This is a genomic window from Streptomyces sp. NPDC104096, assembly GCF_055584385.1.
Genome location: NZ_JBVJMD010000018.1, coordinates 112,834 through 138,646, shown reverse-complemented (window position 1 = coordinate 138,646; position 25,813 = coordinate 112,834). Strand labels below are relative to the sequence as shown.

24 protein-coding genes are annotated in these 25,813 nt (G+C 72.5%); 16 read left to right on the top strand and 8 right to left on the bottom strand.

Annotated features, from left to right (window positions below; genetic code table 11):
* Positions 1-98: 98 nt before the first annotated feature.
* The 8 genes from ACZ60B_RS20385 to ACZ60B_RS20350 all read left to right on the top strand — a co-directional run bounded on the left by ACZ60B_RS20385 (position 99) and on the right by ACZ60B_RS20350 (position 8,427).
* Entirely contained in the window at positions 99-2,804 is a 2,706-nt protein-coding gene (locus tag ACZ60B_RS20385) for a DNA translocase FtsK (protein WP_469388797.1), read from the top strand.
* 269 nt (positions 2,805-3,073) lie between these two features.
* The gene (locus ACZ60B_RS20380) at positions 3,074-3,910 is read left to right on the top strand and encodes a helix-turn-helix domain-containing protein (protein ID WP_469388795.1); all 837 of its coding nucleotides are present in this window, start codon (positions 3,074-3,076) and stop codon (positions 3,908-3,910) included.
* A gap of 91 nt (positions 3,911-4,001) precedes the next feature.
* On the top strand, positions 4,002-5,477 hold the full coding sequence (gene rimO / locus ACZ60B_RS20375) for a 30S ribosomal protein S12 methylthiotransferase RimO (protein WP_469388792.1): 1,476 nt from the start codon (positions 4,002-4,004) through the stop codon (positions 5,475-5,477).
* Positions 5,474-6,304 (top strand): CDP-diacylglycerol--glycerol-3-phosphate 3-phosphatidyltransferase, encoded by an 831-nt coding sequence (gene pgsA, locus ACZ60B_RS20370; RefSeq protein ID WP_469388791.1) that lies wholly within the window; start codon positions 5,474-5,476, stop codon positions 6,302-6,304. The genes rimO and pgsA overlap by 4 nt, the downstream gene beginning before the upstream one ends.
* On the top strand, positions 6,301-6,846 hold the full coding sequence (locus ACZ60B_RS20365; protein ID WP_469388789.1) for a CinA family protein: 546 nt from the start codon (positions 6,301-6,303) through the stop codon (positions 6,844-6,846). Before pgsA ends, ACZ60B_RS20365 begins: the two co-directional genes overlap by 4 nt.
* 109 nt (positions 6,847-6,955) lie before the next feature.
* Positions 6,956-7,336 carry a helix-turn-helix domain-containing protein gene (locus tag ACZ60B_RS20360; RefSeq protein WP_152893338.1) on the top strand — a complete coding sequence of 127 codons (381 nt, stop codon included), beginning with the start codon at positions 6,956-6,958 and terminating at the stop codon, positions 7,334-7,336.
* A gap of 217 nt (positions 7,337-7,553) precedes the next feature.
* A complete protein-coding gene (locus ACZ60B_RS20355) occupies positions 7,554-8,024 on the top strand; it encodes a Dps family protein (protein ID WP_450665524.1) in 471 nt (156 codons plus the stop codon).
* A gap of 118 nt (positions 8,025-8,142) precedes the next feature.
* A complete protein-coding gene (locus ACZ60B_RS20350; RefSeq protein ID WP_469388787.1) occupies positions 8,143-8,427 on the top strand; it encodes a hypothetical protein in 285 nt (94 codons plus the stop codon).
* Here ACZ60B_RS20350 and ACZ60B_RS20345 read toward each other — a convergent pair.
* From ACZ60B_RS20345 to ACZ60B_RS20335, 3 genes are all read right to left on the bottom strand, one after another.
* Positions 8,375-9,139, bottom strand: coding sequence for an SDR family NAD(P)-dependent oxidoreductase (locus ACZ60B_RS20345; protein ID WP_469388785.1), 765 nt, complete (start codon positions 9,137-9,139; stop codon positions 8,375-8,377). The genes ACZ60B_RS20350 and ACZ60B_RS20345 overlap by 53 nt on opposite strands.
* Before the next feature lie 32 nt (positions 9,140-9,171).
* Positions 9,172-10,014, bottom strand: coding sequence for an Fpg/Nei family DNA glycosylase (locus ACZ60B_RS20340; protein WP_469388784.1), 843 nt, complete (start codon positions 10,012-10,014; stop codon positions 9,172-9,174).
* Positions 10,015-10,079: 65 nt separating this feature from the next.
* Complete coding sequence (locus ACZ60B_RS20335) at positions 10,080-15,062, bottom strand: ATP-dependent helicase (RefSeq protein WP_469388782.1); 4,983 nt, start codon at positions 15,060-15,062, stop codon at positions 10,080-10,082.
* A 108-nt stretch (positions 15,063-15,170) separates the two neighbouring features.
* Between ACZ60B_RS20335 and ACZ60B_RS20330 the strand changes: the two genes are divergently transcribed.
* The 3 genes from ACZ60B_RS20330 to ACZ60B_RS20320 all read left to right on the top strand — a co-directional run bounded on the left by ACZ60B_RS20330 (position 15,171) and on the right by ACZ60B_RS20320 (position 17,413).
* The gene (locus ACZ60B_RS20330; RefSeq protein WP_469388780.1) at positions 15,171-16,043 is read left to right on the top strand and encodes an AraC family transcriptional regulator; all 873 of its coding nucleotides are present in this window, start codon (positions 15,171-15,173) and stop codon (positions 16,041-16,043) included.
* Positions 16,044-16,214: 171 nt separating this feature from the next.
* Positions 16,215-17,108, top strand: a complete 894-nt coding sequence (locus ACZ60B_RS20325; protein ID WP_469388779.1) for an AzlC family ABC transporter permease — start codon at positions 16,215-16,217, stop codon at positions 17,106-17,108.
* Entirely contained in the window at positions 17,105-17,413 is a 309-nt protein-coding gene (locus ACZ60B_RS20320) for an AzlD domain-containing protein (RefSeq protein WP_469388777.1), read from the top strand. The genes ACZ60B_RS20325 and ACZ60B_RS20320 overlap by 4 nt, the downstream gene beginning before the upstream one ends.
* An 11-nt stretch (positions 17,414-17,424) precedes the next feature.
* Here ACZ60B_RS20320 and ACZ60B_RS20315 read toward each other — a convergent pair whose 3' ends face one another.
* A complete protein-coding gene (locus tag ACZ60B_RS20315) occupies positions 17,425-18,369 on the bottom strand; it encodes a hypothetical protein (protein ID WP_469388775.1) in 945 nt (314 codons plus the stop codon).
* Between the two features lie 81 nt (positions 18,370-18,450).
* Between ACZ60B_RS20315 and ACZ60B_RS20310 the strand changes: the two genes are divergently transcribed.
* Together ACZ60B_RS20310 and ACZ60B_RS20305 are read left to right on the top strand one after the other, a co-directional pair.
* A complete protein-coding gene (locus ACZ60B_RS20310; protein ID WP_469388773.1) occupies positions 18,451-18,642 on the top strand; it encodes a DUF3046 domain-containing protein in 192 nt (63 codons plus the stop codon).
* A 60-nt stretch (positions 18,643-18,702) separates the two neighbouring features.
* Positions 18,703-20,022, top strand: a complete 1,320-nt coding sequence (locus tag ACZ60B_RS20305) for an AI-2E family transporter (protein WP_469388771.1) — start codon at positions 18,703-18,705, stop codon at positions 20,020-20,022.
* A 27-nt stretch (positions 20,023-20,049) separates the two neighbouring features.
* On the opposite strand, the gene ACZ60B_RS20300 is transcribed toward ACZ60B_RS20305, so the two are convergent.
* Positions 20,050-20,808 (bottom strand): hypothetical protein, encoded by a 759-nt coding sequence (locus ACZ60B_RS20300; RefSeq protein ID WP_469388813.1) that lies wholly within the window; start codon positions 20,806-20,808, stop codon positions 20,050-20,052.
* A 548-nt stretch (positions 20,809-21,356) separates the two neighbouring features.
* Between ACZ60B_RS20300 and recA the strand changes: the two genes are divergently transcribed.
* The 3 genes from recA (at position 21,357) to ACZ60B_RS20285 (ending at position 24,494) form a co-directional block, all read left to right on the top strand.
* On the top strand, positions 21,357-22,490 hold the full coding sequence (recA, locus tag ACZ60B_RS20295; protein ID WP_469388769.1) for a recombinase RecA: 1,134 nt from the start codon (positions 21,357-21,359) through the stop codon (positions 22,488-22,490).
* A 3-nt stretch (positions 22,491-22,493) separates the two neighbouring features.
* Entirely contained in the window at positions 22,494-23,249 is a 756-nt protein-coding gene (recX, locus tag ACZ60B_RS20290) for a recombination regulator RecX (protein WP_469388767.1), read from the top strand.
* Positions 23,250-23,522: 273 nt separating this feature from the next.
* Entirely contained in the window at positions 23,523-24,494 is a 972-nt protein-coding gene (locus tag ACZ60B_RS20285) for a sugar ABC transporter substrate-binding protein (protein ID WP_469388766.1), read from the top strand.
* A 76-nt stretch (positions 24,495-24,570) separates the two neighbouring features.
* On the opposite strand, the gene ACZ60B_RS20280 is transcribed toward ACZ60B_RS20285, so the two are convergent.
* The 3 genes from ACZ60B_RS20280 to ACZ60B_RS20270 form a co-directional block, all read right to left on the bottom strand.
* Entirely contained in the window at positions 24,571-24,978 is a 408-nt protein-coding gene (locus tag ACZ60B_RS20280; protein WP_469388811.1) for a rhodanese-like domain-containing protein, read from the bottom strand.
* Complete coding sequence (locus ACZ60B_RS20275) at positions 24,969-25,520, bottom strand: cupin domain-containing protein (protein WP_469388764.1); 552 nt, start codon at positions 25,518-25,520, stop codon at positions 24,969-24,971. The genes ACZ60B_RS20280 and ACZ60B_RS20275 overlap by 10 nt, the downstream gene beginning before the upstream one ends.
* A gap of 79 nt (positions 25,521-25,599) precedes the next feature.
* Positions 25,600-25,671 carry a putative leader peptide gene (locus ACZ60B_RS20270; protein ID WP_309544753.1) on the bottom strand — a complete coding sequence of 24 codons (72 nt, stop codon included), beginning with the start codon at positions 25,669-25,671 and terminating at the stop codon, positions 25,600-25,602.
* Positions 25,672-25,813 lie beyond the last annotated feature (142 nt).

Sequence of the window (25,813 nt, the reverse complement as noted above, 5' to 3'; positions counted from 1 at the left end):
GAACCCGCGTCAGTTCCGCGCCCTCGCAAGGGCGACACGAACGGGTGAAGCATTGGCCACACGTGTCCGCTGTCGACTCCACCGGTAACCTCACACCTATGGCCTCACGTTCCTCCGCAGCCAAGAAGCCGCCCGCGAAGAAGGCGGCCGCTTCAGCGAAGGCTCCGGCGAAGGCCGCTGCCAAGAAACCCCCGGCGAGGAAGGTGCCCGCCAAGAAGGCCGCGGCGAAGAAGGCCGCGCCCCCCAAGCCGGCGCCCAGCCCCACCGGGGGCGTCTACCGGCTGGTGCGCGCCCTCTGGCTCGGCCTCGCGCACGCCGTCGGCGCGGTGTTCCGGGGCATAGGGCAGGGCGCGAAGAACCTCGACCCGGCGCACCGCAAGGACGGTGTGGCGCTGCTGCTGTTCGGTCTCGCGCTGATCGTCGCCGCCGGTACCTGGGCCGACCTGCGCGGTCCCGTCGGCGATCTCGTCGAGATCCTGGTGACCGGTGCCTTCGGCCGTCTCGACCTGCTCGTCCCGGTCCTGCTCGCCGTCATCGCCGTGCGCTTCGTGCGGCATCCGGAGAAGCCGGAGGCCAACGGCCGGATCGTGATCGGTCTGTCCGCGCTCGTCGTCGGCGTGCTCGGGCAGGTCCACATCGCCTGCGGCGCGCCCGCCCGCAGCGACGGCATGCAGGCGATAAGGGACGCCGGCGGTCTCATCGGCTGGGGCGCGGCGACCCCGTTGACGTACGGCATGGGCGACGTGCTGGCCGTGCCGCTGCTCGTGCTGCTCACGGTCTTCGGGCTGCTCGTGGTCACGGCGACCCCGGTCAACGCCGTCCCGCAGCGGCTGCGGCTGCTCGCCGTGCGGCTGGGGGTGCTGCACGACCCCGCGGCGGACGACCTCACCGACGACGACGAGCGGTACGACGAGCAGTGGCGCGAGGGGCTGCCCGCAGGTGCCCGCAGACAACCGGGCGCCGCCCGGCCGTACGACCCGGACGACGCGGAGCAGGAGGCGCTGTCCCGACGTCGCGGCCGCCCCCGGCGCTCCGCGGTGCCGCAGCCGGACATGGGGCGCCAGCCGGACGCCGTGGACGTGGCCGCGGCCGCCGCGGCGGCGCTCGACGGCGCGGTGCTGCACGGAATGCCGCCCTCGCCGATCGTCGCCGACCTCACCCAGGGCGTCAGCGTCGCCGACCGCGAGCCGACCGCCCCGACGTCCGTACCGGCGGCGCGGCCCAAGCAGGAGCGGCTGCCGGTCGGGGCGGTCCCCGACCTGACCAAGGCAGCCCCCGAACACGCGCGCGAACTGCCGCCGCGTGCCGAACAGCTCCAGCTCTCCGGCGACGTCACGTACGCGCTGCCCTCGCTCGACCTGCTGGAGCGAGGTGGGCCCGGCAAGGCGCGCAGCGCCGCCAACGACGCCGTCGTCGCCTCGCTGACGACCGTCTTCACCGAGTTCAAGGTGGACGCGGCCGTCACCGGGTTCACCCGCGGGCCGACGGTCACGCGCTACGAGGTCGAGCTCGGGCCCGCCGTGAAGGTCGAGCGCATCACCGCGCTCACCAAGAACATCGCGTACGCCGTCGCCAGTCCGGACGTGCGGATCATCAGCCCGATCCCCGGCAAGTCGGCGGTCGGCATCGAGATCCCGAACACGGACCGGGAGATGGTCAACCTCGGGGACGTGCTGCGCCTCGCGGACGCCGCCGAGGACGACCACCCGATGCTGGTGGCGCTCGGCAAGGACGTCGAGGGCGGCTATGTGATGGCCAACCTCGCGAAGATGCCGCACATCCTGGTCGCCGGAGCCACCGGTTCCGGCAAGTCCTCGTGCATCAACTGCCTCATCACCTCGGTCATGGTGCGGGCGACCCCCGAGGACGTCCGGATGGTCCTCGTGGACCCCAAGCGCGTGGAGCTGACCGCGTACGAGGGCATTCCGCACCTGATCACGCCGATCATCACCAACCCCAAGCGGGCCGCCGAGGCGTTGCAGTGGGTCGTACGGGAGATGGACCTGCGCTACGACGACCTCGCGGCGTTCGGGTTCCGGCACATCGACGACTTCAACCAGGCCATCAGGAACGGCAAGGTGAAGCTGCCCGAGGGCAGCGAGCGAGAGCTCAGCCCGTACCCGTACCTGCTGGTCATCGTCGACGAGCTCGCCGACCTGATGATGGTCGCGCCGCGGGACGTCGAGGACGCGATCGTGCGCATCACCCAGTTGGCCCGCGCGGCCGGCATCCACCTGGTGCTCGCCACCCAGCGGCCGTCCGTCGACGTGGTCACCGGCCTGATCAAGGCGAACGTGCCGTCGCGGCTCGCGTTCGCCACCTCCTCGCTCGCCGACAGCCGGGTCATCCTCGACCAGCCGGGCGCCGAGAAGCTGATCGGCAAGGGCGACGGGCTGTTCCTGCCGATGGGGGCCAACAAACCCACCCGTATGCAGGGCGCGTTCGTGACCGAGGACGAGGTCGCGGCCGTCGTCCAACACTGCAAGGATCAGATGACCCCGGTCTTCCGGGACGACGTCGTGGTCGGCACCAAGCAGAAGAAGGAGATCGACGAGGAGATCGGGGACGACCTGGACCTGCTGTGCCAGGCGGCCGAACTGGTGGTCTCCACCCAGTTCGGGTCGACGTCCATGCTCCAGCGCAAGCTCCGCGTCGGCTTCGCCAAGGCGGGGCGGCTGATGGACCTGATGGAGTCCCGTGGCGTGGTCGGACCCAGCGAGGGGTCCAAGGCGCGTGACGTGCTGGTGAAGGCGGACGAACTCGACGGCGTGCTCGCGGTCATCCGCGGTGATTCTGAAGGATAATAGGGACACTGGCGCGCGTCGGGCGGTCGGCAGCGGGTTCCGTACCGCAGGATGATGTTGGATCGTGACCCATCCGTAAGCGATCAACGGCAACCGTTTCCCCCTGGCATACGTCAACTTGGAGGAAGCGCAAAGCCGCTGCCGAACCGTCGGGATGACCGGCCATTCCGATGGCGTACAAAGTCCTGCCGCCCGGTTGCCCCACCCTTTCGTACCACCCCTAGACTGAACTTCCAGCACAGGTGGCTACTCGCTCGAAAGGCGCCCCCGTGTCCATCGGCAACTCCCCTGAAGACGAGCGTCCGTTCGAGGACGATCGTGAGGATGCCCACCTTTCCATCGGCCGCACCCTGCAGCAGGCGCGCATCGCCGCCGGGCTGACCGTAGACGACGTCAGCACCGCCACCCGGGTGCGTATCGCCATCGTGCACGCCATCGAGGCGGACGACTTCGCCCCGTGCGGCGGCGACGTCTACGCCCGCGGTCACCTCAGGACCCTGGCCAAGGCCGTCCACCTCGATCCCGAACCCCTGCTGGCACAGTTCTCCGCCGAGCGTGGCGGCAGCCCGGCGCCGACCCCGGCCGCACCCCTGTTCGAGGCGGAGCGCATCCGTCCCGAGCGGCGCGGCCCCAACTGGACCGCGGCCATGGTGGCCGCCATCGTCGCGGTGGTCGGCTTCGTCGGCTTCACCGCGTTCAAGGGCGGCGACGACGGCCGGGACCAGGTCGCCGAAGGCTCCACGCCCACGACGAGCTCGACCGCGTCCGCCACGCCGAAGAAGGACAGCAAGCCCGTCGACCCCAAGCCGGAGCCGTCCGACAGCGCCATCGCGGCCGCCCCGCAGGACAAGGTGACCGTCCAGGTCAGCGCCGCCGACGGCCGCAGCTGGATCTCCGCCAAGGACCACAACGGCCGCCTGCTCTTCGACGGGCTGCTCAAGCAGGGCGAGTCCAAGACCTTCCAGGACTCCTCGAAGATCAACCTGGTGCTCGGCGACGCCGGCGCCATCCAGCTCTACGTCAACGGCAAGAAGATCGAGGACGACTTCCGGCCGGGCGCCGTGGAGCGTCTGACGTACACGAAGGGTGACCCGCAGGTCGGGTGACCCTGTGAACACGTGAACAGGCACGGGGTTGGCCAAGATCGGCCAACCCCGTCGACGTGGGGTGTCAGCGGGACGAAGTAGTCTTGAGCCCATGCCTGAACGCCGTACCGTCGCACTCGTCACCCTTGGCTGCGCCCGTAACGAGGTGGACTCGGAGGAGCTCGCAGGCCGCTTGGAGGCGGACGGCTGGGACCTCGTGGAGGACGCCGCGAACGCGGACGTCGCGGTCGTCAACACCTGCGGCTTCGTCGACGCCGCCAAGAAGGACTCCGTCGACGCCCTCCTGGAGGCCAACGATCTCAAGGGCCGGGGCAGAACCCAGGCCGTCGTCGCGGTCGGCTGCATGGCCGAGCGGTACGGCAAGGAGCTCGCCGAGGCACTCCCCGAGGCCGACGGGGTGCTCGGTTTCGACGACTACACCGACATCTCCGACCGCCTCCAGACCATCCTGTCCGGTGGCATCCACGCCGCCCACACCCCGCGCGACCGGCGCAAGCTGCTGCCGATCAGCCCCGCCGAGCGGCAGGACGCGGGCGCCGAGGTGGCCCTCCCCGGGCACGGCGCCCCCACGGACCTCCCCGAGGGCGTGGCCCCGGTCTCCGGGCCCAGGGCGCCCCTGCGCCGCCGTCTGGACGGCTCCCCGGTCGCCTCGGTGAAGCTCGCCTCCGGCTGCGACCGCCGCTGCTCCTTCTGCGCCATCCCGTCCTTCCGCGGCTCCTTCATCTCGCGCCGCCCGAGCGACGTGCTGAACGAGACGCGCTGGCTGGCCGAGCAGGGCGTCAAGGAGATCATGCTGGTCTCCGAGAACAACACCTCGTACGGCAAGGACCTGGGCGACATCCGGCTGCTGGAGTCGCTGCTGCCCGACCTCGCCGAGGTCGACGGCATCGAGCGGGTGCGGGTCAGCTACCTCCAGCCGGCCGAGATGCGGCCCGGCCTGATCGACGTGCTGACCTCGACCCCCAAGGTCGTGCCCTACTTCGATCTCTCCTTCCAGCACTCGGCACCCGCGGTGCTGCGCTCGATGCGCCGCTTCGGCGACACGGACCGCTTCCTGGAACTGCTCGACACCATCCGCGGCAAGGCGCCCGAAGCCGGTGTGCGCTCCAACTTCATCGTGGGCTTCCCGGGCGAGTCCGAGTCCGACCTGGCCGAGCTGGAGCGTTTCCTCAACGGCGCGAGGCTCGATGCCATCGGCGTCTTCGGGTACTCCGACGAGGACGGCACCGAGGCGGCGACCTACGAGAACAAGCTCGACGAGGACGTCGTCGCCGAGCGGCTGGCCCGGATCTCCCGGCTGGCCGAGGAACTCGTCTCGCAGCGGGCCGAGGAGCGCCTCGGCGAGACCGTGCGGGTCCTGGTGGAGTCGGTGGACTCCGAGGACGGCGCGTACGGCCGCGGGGCGCACCAGGCCCCGGAGACCGACGGACAGGTGCTGCTCACCAGCGGCGCCGGACTGAGCGTCGGCCGTATCGTCGAGGCGAAGGTGGTCGGTACGGAGGGTGTCGACCTGGTGGCCGAGCCGCTCGTCGGCTCGCCCGCGTGTCCTGAGGAGGCGGGCAGATGACCGGTGTCCCGGCATCAGCGGCGGGCGGCCCCGCGCGGGCGCGCACGGTGAACGAGCCGTCCGGGAAGGGCGCCGCGTCGGCGGTCGGGTCCGGAGCCGGTCGCGAGTCCGGCGCGGTCCGCGACTCCGTCGCCGCTCGTGAATCCGAGGCCGGTCGTGAATCCGGTGCCGCGGGGCAGGGCGAGCACGAGGGCGTGAAGTCGGCACGGCGCGAGAAACTGACGGCCGCGGCCGTCAACCAGGCCAGCGTCTGGAACATCGCCAACCTGCTGACCATGCTCCGGCTGATCCTGGTCCCCGGCTTCGTGGCCCTGATGCTCGCCGACGGCGGCTACGACCCGGCGTGGCGCTCGCTCGCCTGGGCGGCTTTCGCCGTCGCGATGATCACCGACCTGTTCGACGGCCATCTGGCCCGCACCTACAACCTCGTCACCGACTTCGGGAAGATCGCCGACCCCATCGCCGACAAGGCGATCATGGGTGCGGCGCTGATCTGTCTCTCCTGGCTGGGCGACCTGCCCTGGTGGGTGACCGGCGTCATCCTCGGCCGGGAGCTCGGGGTCACGCTGATCCGTTTCCTCGTCATCCGGTACGGCGTCATCCCGGCGAGCCGAGGAGGCAAGCTCAAGACGCTCGCCCAGGGCATCGCCGTCGGGATGTACGTCCTGGCACTGACGGGATGGCTGGCCACCATGAGGTTCTGGGTGATGGCGGTGGCCGTCGTCCTGACCGTGGTGACCGGGCTCGACTACGTGAGACAGGCCATCGTGCTGCGCAGGCAGGGAATCGCCGAGCGCAAAGCGGCGGCGGAGGAGGCGGGGGCGTGAGTCCCGTGGCCGCCGACGTGGTGCGACTACTCACGGTGAGGGGCGAGACGGTCGCCGTCGCCGAGTCGCTCACCGGCGGTCTGGTCGCGGCGGAGATCACGGCGGTGCCCGGGGCGTCCAAGGCGTTCCGGGGGTCGGTGACCGCGTACGCCACCGACCTCAAGCACGGCCTGCTGGGCGTCGACGTCACTCTGCTGGCCGAGCGCGGGGCGGTGGATCCGCAGGTCGCGGCCCAGATGGCGGCGGGAGTCCGCAAGGCGCTGGGCGCCGACTGGGGCCTTGCGACCACCGGCGTCGCCGGCCCCGAACCACAGGACGGCCAACCGGTCGGGACGGTCTTCGTGGCCCTGGACGGCCCCTCCCCGGCGCATTCCGGTTCTGCCGGCGGCGGAAAAGTGATGGCGCTGCGGTTGAACGGCGACCGCGCGGAAATCCGTATGGAGAGTGTACGGAGCGTACTCGCACTGTTCCTGAGGGAGCTCGCGAGCGAACAGACCGGGAATGAGCGCGCACAGGATACGGAACAGAACGGGGGGTTTTGATGTTTGCAGCCCTGAGTGAACACGACATCGCTCCCCGCACGGCCGCGGCGCAAGGCGGTACGGTGGGGCGTGAAGGATGCGGCTACGCGGTCCGAGGAGGGAGCCACCGATGATTCTGCTCCGTCGCCTGTTGGGTGACGTGCTGCGTCGGCAGCGCCAACGCCAGGGCCGTACTCTGCGCGAAGTCTCCTCGTCCGCCCGAGTCTCACTCGGCTATCTCTCCGAGGTGGAGCGGGGGCAGAAGGAGGCATCCTCCGAGCTGCTCTCCGCCATCTGCGACGCGCTGGACGTACGGATGTCCGAGCTCATGCGGGAAGTCAGCGACGAGCTCGCTCTCGCCGAGCTGGCCCAGTCCGCTGCGGCCACCCCCAGCGAGCCCGTGCCCACCCCGGTGCGCGCCATGCTGGGTTCCGTTTCGGTGACCGGCGTGCCACCGGAGCGTGTGACCATCAAGGCACCCGCCGAAGCGGTGGACGTGGTCGCCGCGTGACACCCACCACCGTGGGTGTGTGAACCGACGCACATGTGTCGAGCCCCGGCCGGGGCTTCTCCGGACAGACCTTCCGGAGGGGCGCTGCCGGGGCTTCCGCGTTCCCCCGTGCCTTTCCGGGGTCCGTTTCCCGCGCCCGTTCCGGGTCCGTTTGCCGGGGTCCGGTGGGGCGGTCATGGTGGAGGGACATGGCCGGACCAGCCAGCGGAGGAGATGCATGAACGTCGTGAAGAGCCCGTTGTCCGACAACGACCTGAAGACGGTGTCCGAGGCGCTCCAGGGCGCGCTCGTCGACCTGGTGGACCTGTCGCTCGTGGCGAAGCAGGTCCACTGGAACGTCGTCGGCGCCCGCTTCCGGTCCATCCACCTTCAGCTCGACGAGGTCGTGGACAGCGCGCGCCTGCACTCCGACACCGTCGCGGAACGGGCCTCGGCGCTGGGTGTGTCACCCGACGGACGCGCCGCCACGGTGGCCGGCGGCAGCGGCATCGGCGCCGTGCCCGAGGGCTGGATCAAGGACACGGACGCCGTGAGCACGCTCGTCGCGGCGCTCGGCGCGGTGATCACACGGATGCGGGAGCGGGTGGCCGCCACCGGCGACGCCGATCCGGTCAGCCAGGACATCTTCATCTCGGTCACGGCGGATCTGGAGAAGCACCACTGGATGTTCCAGGCCGAGAACGTCTGACAGGCGAGGTGCGCCTGTGTGCTGTCGGTGCGCCCTCCCGGTGTCGAGGGCGGCGTTCTAGCGTCGTCCCGTAGGGGCCGGTGGGTTTCCGGCGTCGGGCTGGAGGTGGTGGCGGACCATGGCAGGGCGGATACGGGCGGTGCGCCGGGGGGCGGCTCTCGGACTCGGGGCGCTGTGGTGGTGGGCCGTGCTGCGGCTCGCGCTCGCGCCGGACCCGGGTGCGCTGGAGGGCATGGTCGCGGCCGGGGGCTGGGGGCTGAGCCTGCTGCCGGTCCACTGCATGCCCAAGGCGGCCGCGCCCGGTGCGCTCGGGGCGGGACGCTGGAGCCGGGCCTGGCGGGGCGCTCCGGTCACCACGGCATCGCCACTCCGCCGTTCGGACGCAGAATCTGGCCCGTCGTGAAGGACGACGCGTCGGAGGCCAGATGGAGCACGGCATGGGCGACGTCCTCAGGTGCGCCGACCCGGCCCAGCGGTGACATCCGGCACATCAGCGCCTCGGTGTGGGCCTGCGCCGCGGCGTCGTGGCGGTCGGTCATGGGCGTGCGGATCCAGCCCGGGGCGACCGCGTTGACGCGGATGCCGTGCCCGCCCAGCTCGGTCGCCAGCGTCTTCGTCAGCTGGACGACGGCCGCCTTGGCCGCGCCGTAGCAGAGCAGACCGGCACCGCCCGTGTCGACGGCGCCCGAGGCCATGGTGACGATGCTGCCGCGGATGCCCTGCGCGAGCATCAGCCGGGCCGCCTCCTGACAGGCGTACAGCACGCCCTTGAAGTTGACGTCCAGCACCCGGTCCAGGTCCTCGTCCCGGGTCTCCAGGACCGGGCTGCTGTGCATGATGCCGGCGATCGCGGCCATGACGTCCAGACGGCCGCAGGACTCCACGGCCCGCTGGAGCCGGTCGCGGTCGGTGACGTCGAGATGATGGACGTGGGCGGTGCCGCCGAGCTCCTTGATCAGCGTCGCCGTCTCGTGCAGACCCTGCGCGTCCCGGTCCGCGCCGTGCACGGTGGCGCCCGCCTCGGCGAGCAGCACGGCGGCGGCGCGGCCGATACCGCCCGCCGCGCCGGTGACGAATGCGGTGCGTCCGGTGAGGTCGTACGCCTTGACGGGCATGAAGGGACGGTACGAGCGGATCTGACGGGTCGTCAATCCGTAGCGCGGGGCCGGAATCCTCGGGAGGCCGGAGCGCCCGGCGCCGGGGCGGGTCCCGGCTGGCAGGCGGGACACCAGTAGGTGGGGCGCTCCCGGGAGCCGTCGCCCTGGTCGGCCGCGCGGATCGGGGTGCGGCAGCGCAGACAGGGGCGGCGCGCCCGGCCGTACACGAACAGCTCCTGGCCGCGTCGGCCCGTGGTGCTGCGGACCGGGCGCTCGCGGTTGGCCTCCAGGAGCCTCTTGGCGAGCGCGGGGAGCCGCGTCGCGCGCTCGGCGGGCAGCGCGCCGACGGGGAGCCACGGGGTCACACCGAGCAGGAAGCAGAGCTCGCTCTTGTAGACATTGCCGATGCCGGCGAGATTGCGCTGGTCGAGCAGGGCCTCGCCGAGGGCGCGGACGGGGTCCGTGCGGAGGTTGGCCAGGGCCTGCTCGGGGTCCCAGTCCGGGCCCAGCAGGTCGGGGCCCAGGTGGCCGACGGCACGGTGTTCGTCGGCGGTGCGCAGGAGTTCGAGCACCGGGAGGCGGTAGCCGACGGCCGTGTGTTCGGTGGTGCCCAGGATCGCCCGGATCTGGTGGGCCGGGCCGCCGGTCCAGCGCGCACCAGGGGCGTAGATCTTCCAGGAGCCGTCCATCCGCAGATGCGAGTGCAGGGTCAGCCCGCCCTCGACGCGTGTGAGGAGGTGCTTGCCCCGCGGGGTGACGTCCAGGACGGCGCGGCCGGTGAGGTCGGCCGTGGCGTACTTCGGTACCCGCAGATCGGACCGGATCAGTACCCGGCCCGCGAGGGCGATGTGCAGACGCCGCGCGGCCTGCCAGACCGTGTCACCTTCGGGCATGGGTCAAGGGTGGCACGGGGGAGGCCGTGCGGGGTGCGGGGAGGGGCGGTGGCTTCGGGACCGGCTCAGGCCCGTAGCCGCAGGCCCCGGGGTGTGGCGATGAAACCCGCTCCTTCCAGCAGCGTGCCGATGGGCGAGGTCAGGGCCGAGGCGCCGTTGACGCGTTCCACGGTGACCGTGCCGAGGGAACCCGCCCGGGCGGCATCGGCGAGCGCCTGCGCCGCCTCCCGCAGGCGGGGGTCGTCGGTGGCTTTGCCCTCCGGATCCTCGGGCCAGGCCAGCAGGGTCTTGCCGCCGCGCTCCATGTAGAGGGCCGGTTCGCCGTCGACCAGTACCACCAGGGAGCCCGCCTTGCGGCCGGGCTTGTGCCCGGCGCCGCTCGGGGGCTCAGGCCAGGAGAGGGCGGCGCCGTAGGCGTTCGCGGGGTCGGCGGCCGCCAGGACCACGGCTCGGGAACCGGGGGCGGGGGCGGGGCGGGCGCGGCGGTGGGGAAAGGCGGATCCGGCGCCGTACGGCACGCCGGGGCCACCTCGGGGGCCGCCCGTGCCGGGGCCGGCGAGGGCGTCCGAGGCGGCGAGGGGGCCGAAATCCGGGGGGCCGAAGTCCGGGGCGCCGAGATCCGGGGTGGTGCCGGAGTCCGGGGAGCCGAGTTCGTCGCCGTCCGTGTAGGCGAAGCCGCCGGGTCGGGACCAGACGTCGGCCGCCCCGGGAGCGCCCGTCGTACCGAAGCCGTCGGCCGGATGGCCGGATGTGCCGTGGCCGTCGGGGGAGCCGGGGGCGGACGCCTGGTCCGACAGGCTCTCGCCGCGTTCGCGGGCGTTGGCCACCGCGCGCAGGCGGTCCACCGCGCCGTCCATCGCGAACTGGGCCGCGCCGAGCCCCTCGACGACGTAACCGCGCCGTGCCTGACCGCTGTCCTCGAAGGCGGACAGAATCCGGTAGACAGCGGAGAACCCGCCCTCGACGCCTTCCGCGGCGACCGCACCCCGGGTCACCACCCCGTGCCGGTCGAGGAGGGTGCGGGCCAGCGCGTGGGCACGCACCGTGGCGTCCGGCTCGCGTTGCGGGAGCAGCGACCAGCGGCCGGCCACGGTCGGCGGACCGCCGCGGGAGGCGGGGCGGGCGGCCGCCGTCAGCGAGCCGTAACGCCCGCGCGGCACCGTGCGTTTGGCGCGGTGCGCGGTGGAGCCCGCGGTGCGTCCCGAGCCGAGGAGGGAGCGCATGGGCGCGAGCGTGTCGTTCGTGAGCCGGCCGGACCAGGCCAGATCCCAGATCGCGTCGGCCAGTTGGGGATCCGTGGCGTCGGGGTGGGTGGTCGCCCGGACCTGGTCGGCGATCTGACGGAAGAACAGTCCGTAGCCCCCGGAGAGGGCGTCCAGCACGGACTGGTGGAGCGCGGTCGGATCCAGCGGGTGGGGCGGGGGCAGCAGCAGCGGGGCCGTGTCCGCCAGATACAGCGAGATCCAGCCGTCCTTGCCGGGCAGCGCTCCCGCTCCGGCCCACACCACCTCGCCCGCGGAGGTGAGTTCGTCGAGCAGCGCGGGGGTGTAGTGCGCGACACGGGACGGCAGGATCAGCTTCTCCAGCGCGGACGCGGGCACCGACGCGCCCTGCAACTGCTCCACCGCACGCACCAGTCCGTCGATGCCGCGCAGCCCGTGCCCCTTGCCGATGTGCTGCCACTGGGGGAGGAACTGGGCGAGCGCGGGTGGGCTCACCGGCTCCAGCTCGTGCCGCAGCGCCGCCAGCGAGCGGCGGCGCAGTCGGCGCAGGACGGACGCGTCGCACCACTCCTGGCCGATCCCGGCGGGATGGAACTCGCCCTGTACGACCCGTCCGGACGCCGCCAGCCGCTGGAGGGCGCCCTCGGTGACCGCGACGCCCAGGCCGAAGCGGGCCGCCGCCGTGACGGAGGTGAACGGGCCGTGCGTGCGGGCGTGGCGGGCGAGGAGGTCGCCGAGGGGGTCCTTGACCGGCTCGGTGAACGCTTCGGGGACACCGACCGGAAGCGCCGTGCCCAGGGCGTCGCGCAGCCGGCCCGCGTCCTCGATCGCCGCCCAGTGGTCCGCTCCGGCGACGCGGACCCGGATCGCGCGGCGGGCGGCCGCCAGCTCCGGCGCCCACTGTGGTTCGGCGCCGCGCTCGGCCAGTTCGGCGTCGGTGAGCGGCCCGAGCAGGCGCAGCAGGTCCGCGACGCCCTCGGCGTCCTTGACCCGCCGGTCCTCGGTGCGCCACTGGAGCTCGCGCTCCAGCTCGGCCAGCACCTCGGCGTCGAGCAGTTCCCGCAGCTCCGCCTGGCCGAGCAGCTCGGCCAGCAGCCGCGAGTCCAACGAGAGCGCGGCCGCGCGGCGCTCGGCGAGCGGTGAGTCGCCCTCGTAGAGGAACTGGGCGACGTAGCCGAACAGCAGGGAGCGGGCGAAGGGGGACGGCTCCGGGGTGGTGACCTCGACCAGGCGCACCTTCCGGGACTCCAGGTCACCCATCAGCTCGACGAGGCCGGGGACGTCGAAGACGTCCTGGAGGCATTCGCGGACCGCCTCCAGCACGATCGGGAACGAGCCGAACTCGCTCGCCACCTCCAGCAGTTGGGCGGCACGCTGGCGCTGCTGCCAGAGCGGGGTGCGCTTGCCCGGGTTGCGGCGGGGCAGCAGCAGGGCGCGCGCCGCGCACTCGCGGAAGCGGGACGCGAACAGGGCCGAACCGCCCACCTGGTCGGTGACGACCCGGTCGACCTCGCCCTTGTCGAAGACGACGTCCGCCGCGCCGACCGGGGCCCGGTCGGCGTCGTACTCGGTACCCGCCTTCATCGGTGCCTGGTCGAGCAGGTCCAGGCCCATCAGGTCGGCGTCGGGAAGGCGCAGCACGATGCCGTCGTCGGCGTGCATGACCTGTGCGTCCATGCCGTACCGCTCGGCGAGGCGGGCGCCGAGGGCGAGCGCCCACGGGGCGTGGACCTGAGCTCCGAAGGGGGAGTGCACGACGACCCGCCAGTCGCCGAGCTCGTCACGGAAGCGCTCCACCACGATCGTGCGGTCGTCCGGGACATGGCCGCAGGCCTCGCGCTGCTCGTCCAGGTAGGTCAGCACGTTGTCCGCGGCCCAGGCGTCCAGACCCGCGGTGAGCAGGCGCAGCCGGGCGTCCTGCTTCGGCAGCGACCCGACCTCGCGCAGGAACGCGCCCAGCGCGCGGCCCAGTTCGAGCGGCCGGCCCAGCTGGTCGCCCTTCCAGAAGGGCAGCCGGCCCGGTACCCCGGGGGCGGGGGAGACCAGGACCCGGTCGCGGGTGATGTCCTCGATGCGCCAGGAGCTGGTGCCCAGTGTGAAGACGTCCCCCACCCGGGACTCGTAGACCATCTCCTCGTCCAGCTCGCCGACCCGGCCGCCGCCCTTCTTCGGGTCGGCACCGGCCAGGAACACGCCGAACAGGCCGCGGTCGGGGATCGTGCCACCGGAGGTGACGGCGAGGCGCTGGGCGCCGGGACGGCCGGTGATCGTGCCCGCGACCCGGTCCCACACCACGCGCGGGCGCAGTTCCGCGAAGGCGTCGGACGGGTAACGGCCGGCGAGCATGTCGAGGACGGCGGTGAACGCCGACTCCGGCAGCGAGGCGAACGGGGCGGCGCGGCGGACAGCGGCGAGCAGGTCGTCGACCTGCCAGGTGTCCATGGCCGTCATCGCGACCACCTGCTGGGCCAGCACGTCCAGCGGATTGGCCGGGACCTTCAGGGACTCGATGGCGCCCACGCGCATCCGCTCGGTGACCACGGCGGCCTGGACCAGGTCACCGCGGTACTTCGGGAACACCACACCGGTGGAGACGGCGCCCACCTGGTGTCCCGCGCGGCCGACGCGCTGGAGGCCGGAGGCGACGGACGGCGGTGACTCGACCTGGACCACCAGGTCGACGGCGCCCATGTCGATGCCGAGTTCGAGACTTGAGGTGGCGACGACGGCCGGCAGCCGGCCCGCCTTCAGGTCCTCCTCGACGAGGGAGCGCTGCTCCTTGGACACCGAGCCGTGATGGGCGCGCGCGATGACCGGCGGCGCGCCCTGGGCCGCTCCCGAACCGCCCATGAGTTCGGCGGGCGCGTGGTGTTCGTCGAGGGGCTCCCCGGTGGCCCGCTCGTACGCGATCTCGTTGAGCCGGTTGCACAGCCGTTCCGCGAGGCGGCGGGAGTTGGCGAAGACGATCGTGGACCGGTGGGACTGGACGAGGTCGGCGATCCGCTCCTCCACGTGCGGCCAGATCGAGGGACGCTCCTTGCCCTCGGAACCGTCCGCGACCGGAGAGCCGCCCAGCTCCGCCAGGTCCTCGACCGGGACGACGACCGAGAGGTCGAACTCCTTGCCGGACTTCGGCTGGACGATCTCCACCTTGCGGCGGGGGGAGAGATAGCGCGCGACCTCGTCGACCGGGCGGACGGTCGCCGAGAGGCCGATCCGGCGGGCCGGCCTCGGCAGGATCTCGTCCAGCCGCTCCAGGGAGAGCGCCAGGTGCGCGCCCCGCTTGGTGCCCGCCACCGCGTGCACCTCGTCGAGGATCACCGTCTCGATGCCGGTCAGCGCGTCGCGGGTGGCCGACGTCAGCATCAGGAAGAGGGACTCCGGGGTGGTGATCAGGATGTCCGGCGGGCGGGTGGCCAGCGCGCGGCGCTCGGCGGGCGGGGTGTCGCCGGAGCGGATGCCGACCTTCACCTCGGGCTCGGGCAGGCCCAGGCGCACGGATTCCTGGCGGATGCCGGTCAACGGGCTGCGCAGATTGCGCTCGACGTCGACCGCGAGGGCCTTCAGCGGGGAGACGTACAGCACCCGGCAGCGCTTGCGGGGGTCGGCCGGGGGCGGCGCCGAGGCGAGCTGGTCCAGGGCGGCGAGAAACGCGGCCAGCGTCTTTCCCGAGCCGGTCGGGGCGACCACCAGCACGTCCGAACCCTCGCGGATGGCCTGCCACGCGCCCGCCTGGGCCGCGGTGGGCGCGGAGAACGCCCCCGTGAACCAGCCGCGGGTCGCGGGGGAGAAGCCGTCGAGGGCTCGGTGTGCGGAGCTGACCATGCGTCCATCCTGCACCCGGCCACTGACAATCACGCTGACCTGTGCGGATGCCCTCGGTTCACGGCCCCGGCGATCGCCGCTCGACCGGCCGTGGCGGAGAATGAGCCCATGGCGGGTTCGGGCGAGCGGGCACGGCACTGGCAGTACGCGGAACTGCCGGGCGTCGATCTGCTGCGCGCCCGCTACGTGCGCAAGACCTTCGTGCGGCACACCCACGAGAACTTCGTGATCGCCGCCATCGCCGAGGGCGTGGAGGTCTTCCACCACGGCGGCGGCGACCAGTACGCGGGCGCCGGGGCGCTCGCCCTGGTCAACCCCGACACCCCGCACACCGGACGGGCGGGTGTGCCCGAGGGCTGGCGGTACGGGGCCGTGTACCCCTCGCCGGACCTGGTGGCGGAGATAGCGGCCGAGACGACCGCCGTCCGGGGCACCCCGGGATTCGTCAGCCCCGTCCTCGACGACCCGTACACCGTCGGACTGGTGCACCAGGTGCTGCGCGCCGCGGACGAGGGCAACGCGCTGGCCGCCGACACCCTGCTGAGGGTCGCGGTGACCCGGCTGCTCCGGCTGAACGGCGGCCCCCTGCCACGGCGCGAGGTACGCACCGCGGGCGCCCGGACGGCGGCACGCGCGCGTGCCGTGCTGGAGGACCGGATGGCCGGGCCGCCGACCCTGGAGCAGTTGGCGGCCGACCTCGGGACCAGCCCGTTCGCGCTGCTCCGCGCGTTCCGGGACGTCTACGGGATGCCGCCGCACACCTGGCTGACGGACGCCCGCGTGCGCCGGGCGCGGCGGCTGCTGGACGCGGGGACGGCGCCGGCGGAGACCGCGCTCGCGGTCGGGTTCGCCGACCAGCCGCACCTCAACCGCCACTTCGCGCGGATCGTGGGCGTGCCCCCGGGCGCCTACCAGCGCGAGCGCAAGGGCGTACCCGAGCGTGAGGTCGTACGCGGGCGTGAGGTCGTACGCGGGCGTTAAGTCGTACGCGAGCGTGAGGTCGTACGCGAGCGTGAGGTCGTGCGCGGGGCGAGATGGTGTGCGCGGGCGTGAGGTCGTACGCGGGTGCGAGGGCGTGCCCGAGCGCAAGGACGTATAAAAGCGCAAGAACGTACAAGACGTGCGGCGGCGGCCGTCCGTACCGTCCGGAACGTGACAGAACAGACAACACTCGCGGACAGCCGCGCCGGGCGCGAGGAGAAACCCGACGGCGCCGTCGTACGGGACGCCCTCGGGGTCGGGGTCGCCGTAGGACTGTCCGGCTTCGCCTTCGGGGTGACCTCGGCCGGCAGCGGGCTCACCCCGGCGCAGACCTGCGTCCTCAGCCTCCTGGTGTTCACCGGGGCGTCCCAGTTCGCGCTGGTGGGGGCCCTCGCGGCCGGCGGCAACCCGCTCACGGCCGCCGCGGGCGCGTTCTTCCTGGGGGTGCGCAACGCGTTCTACGGACTGCGTCTGTCGCAGCTGCTGGCTCTTCCGCGCGGGGTGCGTCCGTTCGCCGCCCACTGGGTCATCGACGAGACGACCGCCGTCGCGCTGGCGCAGCCGACCCGGCGCAGCGCCCGCCTGGGGTTCACCGTCACCGGGCTCAGCCTGTACCTGCTGTGGAACCTCACCACTCTGCTCGGCGCGCTGGGCGCCGAGGCCATCGGGGACACCGACGCCTGGGGTCTCGACGCGGCCGGACCCGCGGTCTTCCTGGCGCTGCTGGCCCCGATGCTGAGGTCCACCACCGAGCGGGCCGTCGCGGGTGTCGCGGTCCTGCTCGGCCTCGGGCTGCTGTCGGTACTGCCCGCCGGGGTCCCCGTCCTGGTGGCCGCGCTCGCGGCGCCGGTCGTCCTCTACGCGACCGGACGCCGCCGGGGCGAGGCGCGTGACCTCGCGGAACACGATCCGGCGGAACGCGACCGGGTGGATCCCGGCCGCACGGCACCCGCCCCCGTGCAAACCGCCCCCGTGCAAACCGCCGTTGTGGAAACCGCCCCTGTGGAAACCGCCGTTGTGGAAACCCTTGCGGAACCCGGCCCTGTGGACAAGGAAGACCGTTGAACACGTGGATCGCCATCGGCGCGACCGCCCTCGGCTGCTACGCCGCCAAACTCGCCGGACTGCTCGTCCCCGCGGGGGCACTCGAGCGCCCGCTGGTCCGGCGGCTCGCCGCGTTGCTGCCGGTCGCCCTGCTCGCCGCCCTCACGGCCCAGCAGACCTTCGCCGACGGCCACACGCTCGTGCTGGACGCCAGGGCCGCGGGGCTTGCCGCGGCGGCGGTGGCGCTCGTGCTGCGCGCGCCGTTCCTGCTGGTCGTGGCGGCAGCCGTGGTGGTGACCGCGGGGGTGCGGGCCCTGGGCGGCTGAGCGGGGTCCGCTCAGCCGACCGAGCGGCCGTACGCCCTGAGGGTGCGCAGCGCCTCGACGGTCACCATCGGACGGGCCTCCAGAGCGGGGCCCGCGGCCCACTGCCGCCAGCGCAGCGGCCAGCCGCCGTCCTCCCGCTGCTCGCTCGCGAGGAAGTCCAGCGAGCGGCTCACCTCCTCGTCCGTGAACCACGCGCGGGCGAGGGAGCGCGGGGTGCGGGCGTAGTCGTGCGGGAAGTGGTGCTCGCCCGGGGCGTAACCCGGCGCGACGGGGTACGCGTCGAGGCGGTCCGGGTCCAGGGCCACCAGTCGGTGCTCACGCACCAGGCGGCCCAGACGGTCGGCGGCCGCCTCCGCGCGCGGGCGGTCGGGAGCGGAGTCCAGGAAGGCCACGGCGGCCTCGATCTCGTAGGGGTGGGACTTCTCCAGGGATTCGACCTGCTGCCAGCAGAAGTCCGTGGCCCGGAACAGCCAGGCGTGCCACACCTCGTTGCGGTGCAGCACGCCCACCACCGGCCCGGTGGCCAGGAGTTCGCTGGGCGGCTGGTCCACGATCGGGACGAAGGGCGCCGCCGGGTAACCGCGCTGGCTGGGGTGGACGGCGGGCAGGGCGCCGTCCGGCGTGGAGACGGCGGTCAGGTAGCGGCACACGCGTTCCACCCGCTGACCGCCGCAGCGTCCGATGGAGTCCAGGACGCTCAGGGCGTGCGCCGTGTGCAGCGGTTGGCTGACCGGGCCGCGCAGATCGGGCTCAAGGGCGTTGCCGTACCCGCCGTCCTGGTTGCGGTAGGCGTCCAGCGCCGTCTCCACCGGATCGGCAGCGCCGTTGAGGAAGTGATACGCGAAGAGGCGCTGCTCCAGCACGCGCGCGGTGAGCCAGACGAACTGCTCGGCGCGGAAGAGCGGGGAACGGGCCGGAGGCGTCGAGGGGGGTGCGGAAGCTCCTGTTGCGGACATGCGTCAGACCGTAGGACGGAAAGCGGTCTCGACAAGCGGTCCCGGCGACGGCCCACCCCCAGGGGGCGGGATACTGGGGTCATGCGGTTGACGGTCTTCTGGCAGCGGATGGCGGAGCACTTCGGTGCGGGCACCGAGACGTTCGCACGCGATCACGTGATGGCGGAACTCGGCGGGCGTACGGTGCACGAGGCGCTGGCGGCCGGCTGGGCGGCCAAGGACGTGTGGCGGGTGGTCTGCACGGTGATGGGCGTACCGCAGGAGAAGCGCTGAACAGTCATGAAGACCGGCATGCGGTGACCGGTTGTCGGCGGCGTGGGCGAGACTTGGTCCGTGGCACCCACTGACGAGACCGGACAGCCCGCCCCGCACGCATCCCCGTTCGGCACGACGCCGCCGGCCCCGCCGGCGGACGCGGCCGCCGGGGCGGCCGCACGCATGCCCCGCTGGCTGCCGCGCGCCATGGTGCTCGCGCTCTCACTCATCGCTGTTTTCCAGCTCGGCAGTTGGGCCTTCCACCAGCTGACCGGGCTGCTGATCAACATAGTCATCGCGTTCTTCCTGGCGCTCGCCATAGAGCCCGCGGTGAGCTGGATGGCCGCCCACGGCATGCGCAGGGGGCTCGCCACCTTCCTGGTGTTCTTCGGGCTGTTGATCGTCACCGCGGGATTCGTCGTCCTGCTCGGGTCCATGCTCGCCGGGCAGATCATCAAGATGATCGAGGGCTTCCCGGACTATCTCGACTCGGTCATCAACTGGATCAACACCACGTTCCACACCCACCTCAGACGGGTCGACGTCCAGGAGGGCCTGCTCCACTCCGACTGGCTCAGGAAGTACGCGCAGAACAGCGCCGCGGGCGTGCTGGACGTGTCCACGCAGGTGCTCGGCGGCCTCTTCCGGCTGCTGACGGTCGCGCTGTTCTCGTTCTACTTCGCCGCCGACGGGCCACGGCTGCGCCGCACCATCTGCTCCGTGCTGCCGCCCGCCCGACAGGCCGAGGTGCTGCGCGCCTGGGAGATCGCCGTCGACAAGACCGGCGGCTATCTGTACTCGCGCGGACTGATGGCGCTGATCTCGGGCGTCGCCCACTACATCCTGCTGGAGGCCCTGGGTATCCCGTACGCGCCCGTGCTCGGTCTGTGGGTGGGTGTGGTCTCCCAGTTCGTCCCCACCATCGGCACGTATCTCGCGGGTGCCCTGCCCATGTTGATCGCCTTCACCGTCGATCCCTGGTACGCGGTGTGGGTGCTGGCCTTCGTCGTGGTCTACCAGCAGTTCGAGAACTACGTGCTGCAGCCCAAGCTGACCTCGAAGACCGTCGACATCCATCCCGCGCTCGCCTTCGGGTCGGTCGTGGCGGGCACCGCCCTGCTCGGCGCCGTCGGCGCGCTGATCGCCATCCCCGCGGTCGCCACGTTGCAGGCGTTCCTCGGAGCGTATGTGAAGCGGTACGCCGTCACGGACGATCCCCGGGTGCACGGGCACCGAAGACGCGGCGCGGGTTCCGGTCTGTTCACGCGCGCGTGGCAGCTGGCGCGGCGGTCCCCGGACCCCGGGCCCGGCGGAGGTCCCGTCCGGGGCGCCGAGGGGGAGTCCGACGCGGAGTCCGGCCGGGAGTCCGACGCGGAGTCCGGCAGGGAGTCCGACTGACGCGCGGCGGGCCCCGCCCGGGGCCGGTCAGTACATGAGGACCGCCCACACCCCGGCGGCGGCGACGGCGGCGGCGTAGCAGCCGGCTCCCACGGCCACGATCCGGTGCCGGACCGGCTCGCTCCAGGACGTGCGGGACAGCAGCCAGGCCAGCGCGGGCAGGACCAGGACCGCGTGCAGGCTGACCCCGTGCAGCGGCTTCAGCGAAGCCGTCGAGTGGTAGGCGGCCTCCTGATGACCGGTACGGGTGAGCACGACCCCGCGCGCGATCATCGCGGCGCCCGAGGCCAGCGCGACGAGCAGGACCGCGAAGCCGGAACGCACCGCCAATGGCATGCCCGCGGGGCCCGTCGGCCGGTTCCGGAAGGACAGGACCGCGAACACGGTCAGCAGCACCACGAGGACGCCCCCGCCCACCGCGAGCGTCATGGAAACCGCCGCGTCGAAGGGGGTCTCCATGTTCAGATGCGAGGGCACCCGGCGCCACGCCTGGAGGGTGATCCCCCCGACCTCCACGACACAGTCCGCGGCGAAGACGGTCAGCAGCCCGGAGCGCAGCCGGCGCCCCATGCGCAGATACGACGTGACCCAGGCGATCGTGATCAGTGTCACGCCGAAGGACAGTCCGAAGGTCACCGGCTTGCGCCAGGAGACCGGGCCGTCCCAGGGGCCGCCGTCGACGGCGAACACCAGCAGATGCAGGAGGCCGGAGAGGACCAGGAGCAGGCCGGTCACCAGAGGGAGACGGTCCATGACGGGGCCCGGCTGGTCGAGGGCGGGGTCCATGACCGGGCCCGGAGGGTCGGGGGCGGCGCCGGGGAGGCCGCGCCCGCGGCCGTCCGCCCGACTGTCCTTCCGGTCGTCTCCGCGGCCGGCCCCCTGGGCGTCGCCCCGGCCGACTCCGTGGCCCGCTTCCCGACCGGTCTCCCTGCTGCCGGGCACGGTCCCGTCGCTGCTGTTCATGGCATGAGCCTCCCGGGAACGGCGCGTGCCGTCGTCGTCCGGCCGGAGGCGATCGCCGTACGCCGGGGGAAGTAGCCGGCGGGGCGGCCCGGACCGTCCCGGGCCTCCCGGGCGGCCCCGGCGCCGGATCCGGGGTGCCGTCGGTGCGTGAACGTAGGCTCGGAGGTGGCGCCTGGTGCGCTTGACACGAAAATCGAACATCCATTCTTATGGAGGCTCCGGCATGGCCCTCGGGTGGCATTTAAGCCTGGTTTGGTGGGGTAGGTGCCCGAGTTATCCACAGACCGGACCGGCGTCGGGGCGCATTGTCAGTGGCAGGCGTTAGCGTCTTTGACGTGAAGCGATCGACTCAAGCAAACCGGGTGGAACCCATGGCAGGAACCGACCGCGAGAAGGCGCTCGACGCCGCGCTCGCACAGATTGAACGGCAATTCGGCAAGGGCGCGGTGATGCGCCTGGGCGAGCGCCCGAACGAGCCCATCGAGGTCATCCCCACCGGGTCGACCGCGCTCGACGTCGCCCTGGGCGTCGGCGGCCTGCCGCGCGGCCGCGTGGTGGAGGTGTACGGCCCGGAGTCCTCCGGCAAGACGACCCTGACCCTGCACGCGGTGGCGAACGCGCAGAAGGCGGGCGGCCAGGTCGCCTTCGTCGACGCGGAGCACGCGCTCGACCCCGAGTACGCGAAGAAGCTCGGCGTCGACATCGACAACCTGATCCTGTCCCAGCCGGACAACGGCGAGCAGGCGCTGGAGATCGTGGACATGCTGGTCCGCTCCGGTGCGCTCGACCTCATCGTGATCGACTCGGTCGCCGCGCTCGTCCCGCGCGCGGAGATCGAGGGTGAGATGGGCGACAGTCACGTGGGTCTCCAGGCCCGTCTGATGAGCCAGGCCCTGCGGAAGATCACCAGCGCGCTCAACCAGTCGAAGACCACCGCGATCTTCATCAACCAGCTCCGCGAGAAGATCGGCGTGATGTTCGGCTCCCCGGAGACCACGACCGGTGGCCGGGCGCTGAAGTTCTACGCCTCCGTGCGTATCGACATCCGCCGTATCGAGACCCTGAAGGACGGCACCGAGGCGGTCGGCAACCGCACCCGTTGCAAGGTCGTCAAGAACAAGGTCGCGCCGCCCTTCAAGCAGGCCGAGTTCGACATCCTCTACGGCCAGGGCATCAGCCGTGAGGGCGGCCTGATCGACATGGGCGTGGAGCACGGCTTCGTCCGCAAGGCCGGCGCCTGGTACACGTACGAGGGCGACCAGCTCGGCCAGGGCAAGGAGAACGCGCGCAACTTCCTGAAGGACAACCCCGACCTGGCCAACGAGATCGAGAAGAAGATCAAGGAGAAGCTGGGCGTCGGCGTGCGGCCGGAGGAGCCCACCGCGCAGCCCGGCGCGGACGCGGCGGCCTCGGCGACCGCGGCCGCGGACGAGACCGCGAAGACCGTGCCCGCTCCCGCCGCTGCCAAGGCCACCAGGACCAAGGCCGCGGCTGCCAAGAGCTGACCCGTGACACGACGAACCGACTGGGCGTACGACGGCGGTCACGGGCACGGAGTCCCGGACGACGACGGTCACGGCCACGGGGGGCCGGATTCCGACGCGTACGGGGGTGAGCCGGTGTCGCGCGAGAGTTCCGTGGGGCGCGGCGGACGCGGTCGACGGCGGCGCGGTGCCGCCCAGCCGTCCGGCGCCCCGGAGGACGAAGGCTCCTCCTCGTCGAGGGGTGAGCCGGGGGAGTCCTCGGGGGACCCGGCTGAGCGGGCGCGGGCGATCTGTCTGCGCCTGCTCACCGGGACCCCGCGCACGCGGAAGCAGCTCGCGGACGCCCTGCGCAAGCGGGAGATCCCGGACGAGGTCGCCGACTCGGTGCTGTCGCGGTTCGAGGAGGTCGGGCTGATCGACGACGGCGCGTTCGCGGGTGCCTGGGTGGAGTCCCGGCACCACGGCCGGGGGCTGGCCCGGCGCGCTCTCGCCCAGGAACTGCGGACCAAGGGCGTCGACTCCACCCTGATCGACGAGGCCGTCGCCCGGCTCGACTCGGAGCAGGAGGAGGCGACCGCGCGCGAACTCGTCGCCCGCAAGCTGCGCGCCACCCGCGGACTCGACCGGGACAGACGACTGCGCCGCCTCGCCGGCATGCTCGCCCGCAAGGGCTACTCCCAGGGCCTGGCCCTGCGGGTGGTCCGACAGGCGCTGGAGGAGGAGGGCGAGGACACGGAGTTCCTCGCCGACGGGGACCACTACGAGGACCACGAGGGCTGAGCGCCGCTCCGGTCCCGCAGCCGCGGAGTGGGGTGGACCCTCACAAGGCCCCCGCAAAAGGCCCTGTCGAGCTGTCCGACACTAGAGGCCGCCGCGCCGCGTGAGGGGCCTGTGGCGCGCAGCTTTACGTTGCGTTCCCGGGAGGGTGTCCTTCTTCGCCCCGGCTGTACCGTCTGCTGCCGTCCCGCGGTTCCGCGAACTTCTGTCGCCGTACATCCCGACGGTCGTGGCATGCCGCTGCATCCCCGCATGCGTCCGAAAGGCGGCCCAGACATGCCCGTGCCCGCTCGCCCCCGAAGAGCGCTGGTCGCCTCGGCCCTCGGTACCAGCCTGCTGCTCAGCGGATGCGGCCCGGGTCAGGAGGCGGCCTCGGACGCGGTCACCGGACCGCTCACCTTCGGCTTCGTCAACGGCGGTACCACGCAGTTCCACACCTGCCTCCAGGCGGCCGTGGAGGCGGAGGCGAAGAACAACCGGGCCACGGTCTACACGGCCGACTCGCACCAGGACGCCGCCACCGAGCTGGCCAACATCAAGGAGATGATCGCGAAGAAGGTCGACGCGCTGATCGTGCAGACCGTCGACGTCCACGCCCTCAAGGACGACATCGCCAGGGCGAAGGCCTCGGGCATCCCGATCTTCCTGACCTCGGTCGTCCCGGACGACACGTCCGACCTGCTCGGCGCCGTGGTGGTCGACCTGAAGAAGGTCGGCAGCCTCGACGCCGGCTGGATCGACGAGGACGCGGCCGGGAAGGACGTCCGGGTCGGCATCGTCGCGGGCGCCCCCGGCGCCGCGTCCGACCTCCTCGTGGGCGGATTCGAGGGTGCCTTGCCGGCCAACGCCGAGGTGGTCGCGACCGGAGCCGGCATGTTCGACCCGGGCCGGGCGCGGGAGGTCGCGAAAAACATGATCAAGGATCACCCGGACCTCGACTACGCCTTCGTCGCGAACGAGGAGATGGCCTTCGCGGTCCGCAAGGCCTTCGACGCGGCCGGCGCCGAGGACGTCGAGATCGTGACGGTCAACGGCACCGACGAGGCCCTGGCCGCCCTCAAGGACGGCCGTTTCTCCGCCACGGTCGCCAACTCGGCCGCGGACACCGGCGCACTGGCCGTCACCGACGCCGTGGCCCTGCTGCGCGAGGACGACCGGGTCGACAGGATCGCCCGGACGCCCCTGCGCCTGGTCACCAAGGACAACGCGGACACGGCCCCGCTCTACTGCCCGTCGGACGACCTGTGAGCGGACGGCCTCGGCGCGCCCGTGCCTGCCACGAGCACCGCCCTCCGGGCGGACGACGGGGATGGTCGGACAGGTCCTAGGCCACCGGAAGCCCCGCCGTCCGCCACGCCTGGAAGCCGCCGACCAGGTCGGTCGCCCGGTGCAGGCCCAGTCGGTGCAGGGACGCGGCGGCCAGGCTGGAGGCGTAGCCCTCGTTGCAGATCACGACGATGCGCAGATCGTGACCGGTGGCCTCCGGGGCGCGGTGACTGCCCTGCGGGTCGAGGCGCCATTCCAGCTCGTTGCGTTCCACGACGAGCGCGCCGGGGATCAGCCCGTCCCGCTCGCGCAGCGCCGCGTACCGGATGTCCACCAGCAGGGCCTCGCCCGCCCGGGCGGCCTCGTACGCCGCCGGAGCCTCGATCCGCTCGTAGCCCTCGCGCACCCGCTCCAGCAACTCGTCGATGCCGGTCGGCCGGCGCTCGCCCGGGCCGCTCACTGCCAGTCCTGCGGACGCTCGACGTGCTCCAGCCGCAGCACCGGGCCGGTACGGCTGTAGCGGCGGATCTGCGGCAGCGGCGGGTAGTAGGCGTGTACGGAGATCGCGTGCTCGGCGGCGGACTCGTTGAGGACCTCGTGGACGTGGTGGCGGCCGAAGGAGCGGCCCCGTCCCGCCGGGAGCCGGCGTGCGCGGTCGACGCCGTCGGAGAGTTCCAGGGTCTTCCAGCCGTCGGTGGGCAGGCGCGCGGCGAGCGAGTGCTCCTTGAGCTCGCCCCGCGCGGTGAGGAAGGCGCCGACCGACTCGGCGTGGTCGTGCCAGCCGGTGCCGCTGCCGGGCGGCCAGCCGATCAGCCAGGCCTCGCTGCCGCCGGGCCCGTCCAGGCGCACCCAGGTGCGGCCCTGCGGGTCGAGCGGGAGCGAGGCGATCAACTCGGTGTCGGCGGCGGTGCGCCGTACGAAGTCGAGGAGGTCCGCCTGCGTGGGAGTCCGGGCCGGGTGGGACAGGGAGGGGGAGGCGGGAGCGGGGGCAGAGGGAGTGACAGACACGGGCACCGTCCTGATCAGCGTTCGCGAGAGCGCGCGCGGCAGCCGAGGGCGGCGCGCGCGGGTGAAGAGGGATGCGAATTCAGCAGGACGGGCGACACACGCAGCCCGCGTAGCGGACGAGGTCCATATGGACCCTCCGCCAAAGGCGCACGCAGGTGTCGGTCACGATCCGGAGTAGACCATGCCGGTGCCGGACGGTCAACTCACTGTCACTATGCGGACCGCAGGGTGACAGCGAGTCGTGCTCGGGTGGCAGCGCGGGCGCGCGCCCGACCTCCGCCGACCTCCGCCCG

Excerpts from the sequence above, each read along its gene's own strand:
- ACZ60B_RS20385 (WP_469388797.1), top strand. The coding sequence starts at position 99 with ATGGCCTCACGTTCCTCCGCAGCCAAGAAGCCGCCCGCGAAGAAGGCG.
- rimO (WP_469388792.1), top strand. The coding sequence starts at position 4,002 with ATGCCTGAACGCCGTACCGTCGCACTCGTCACCCTTGGCTGCGCCCGT.
- pgsA (WP_469388791.1), top strand. The coding sequence starts at position 5,474 with ATGACCGGTGTCCCGGCATCAGCGGCGGGCGGCCCCGCGCGGGCGCGC.
- ACZ60B_RS20360 (WP_152893338.1), top strand. The coding sequence starts at position 6,956 with ATGATTCTGCTCCGTCGCCTGTTGGGTGACGTGCTGCGTCGGCAGCGC.
- ACZ60B_RS20355 (WP_450665524.1), top strand. The coding sequence starts at position 7,554 with ATGAACGTCGTGAAGAGCCCGTTGTCCGACAACGACCTGAAGACGGTG.
- ACZ60B_RS20350 (WP_469388787.1), top strand. The coding sequence starts at position 8,143 with ATGGCAGGGCGGATACGGGCGGTGCGCCGGGGGGCGGCTCTCGGACTC.
- ACZ60B_RS20345 (WP_469388785.1), bottom strand. The coding sequence starts at position 9,139 with ATGCCCGTCAAGGCGTACGACCTCACCGGACGCACCGCATTCGTCACC.
- ACZ60B_RS20340 (WP_469388784.1), bottom strand. The coding sequence starts at position 10,014 with ATGCCCGAAGGTGACACGGTCTGGCAGGCCGCGCGGCGTCTGCACATC.
- ACZ60B_RS20335 (WP_469388782.1), bottom strand. The coding sequence starts at position 15,062 with ATGGTCAGCTCCGCACACCGAGCCCTCGACGGCTTCTCCCCCGCGACC.
- ACZ60B_RS20330 (WP_469388780.1), top strand. The coding sequence starts at position 15,171 with ATGGCGGGTTCGGGCGAGCGGGCACGGCACTGGCAGTACGCGGAACTG.
- ACZ60B_RS20315 (WP_469388775.1), bottom strand. The coding sequence starts at position 18,369 with ATGTCCGCAACAGGAGCTTCCGCACCCCCCTCGACGCCTCCGGCCCGT.
- ACZ60B_RS20310 (WP_469388773.1), top strand. The coding sequence starts at position 18,451 with ATGCGGTTGACGGTCTTCTGGCAGCGGATGGCGGAGCACTTCGGTGCG.
- ACZ60B_RS20300 (WP_469388813.1), bottom strand. The coding sequence starts at position 20,808 with ATGGACCCCGCCCTCGACCAGCCGGGCCCCGTCATGGACCGTCTCCCT.
- recA (WP_469388769.1), top strand. The coding sequence starts at position 21,357 with ATGGCAGGAACCGACCGCGAGAAGGCGCTCGACGCCGCGCTCGCACAG.
- ACZ60B_RS20285 (WP_469388766.1), top strand. The coding sequence starts at position 23,523 with ATGCCCGTGCCCGCTCGCCCCCGAAGAGCGCTGGTCGCCTCGGCCCTC.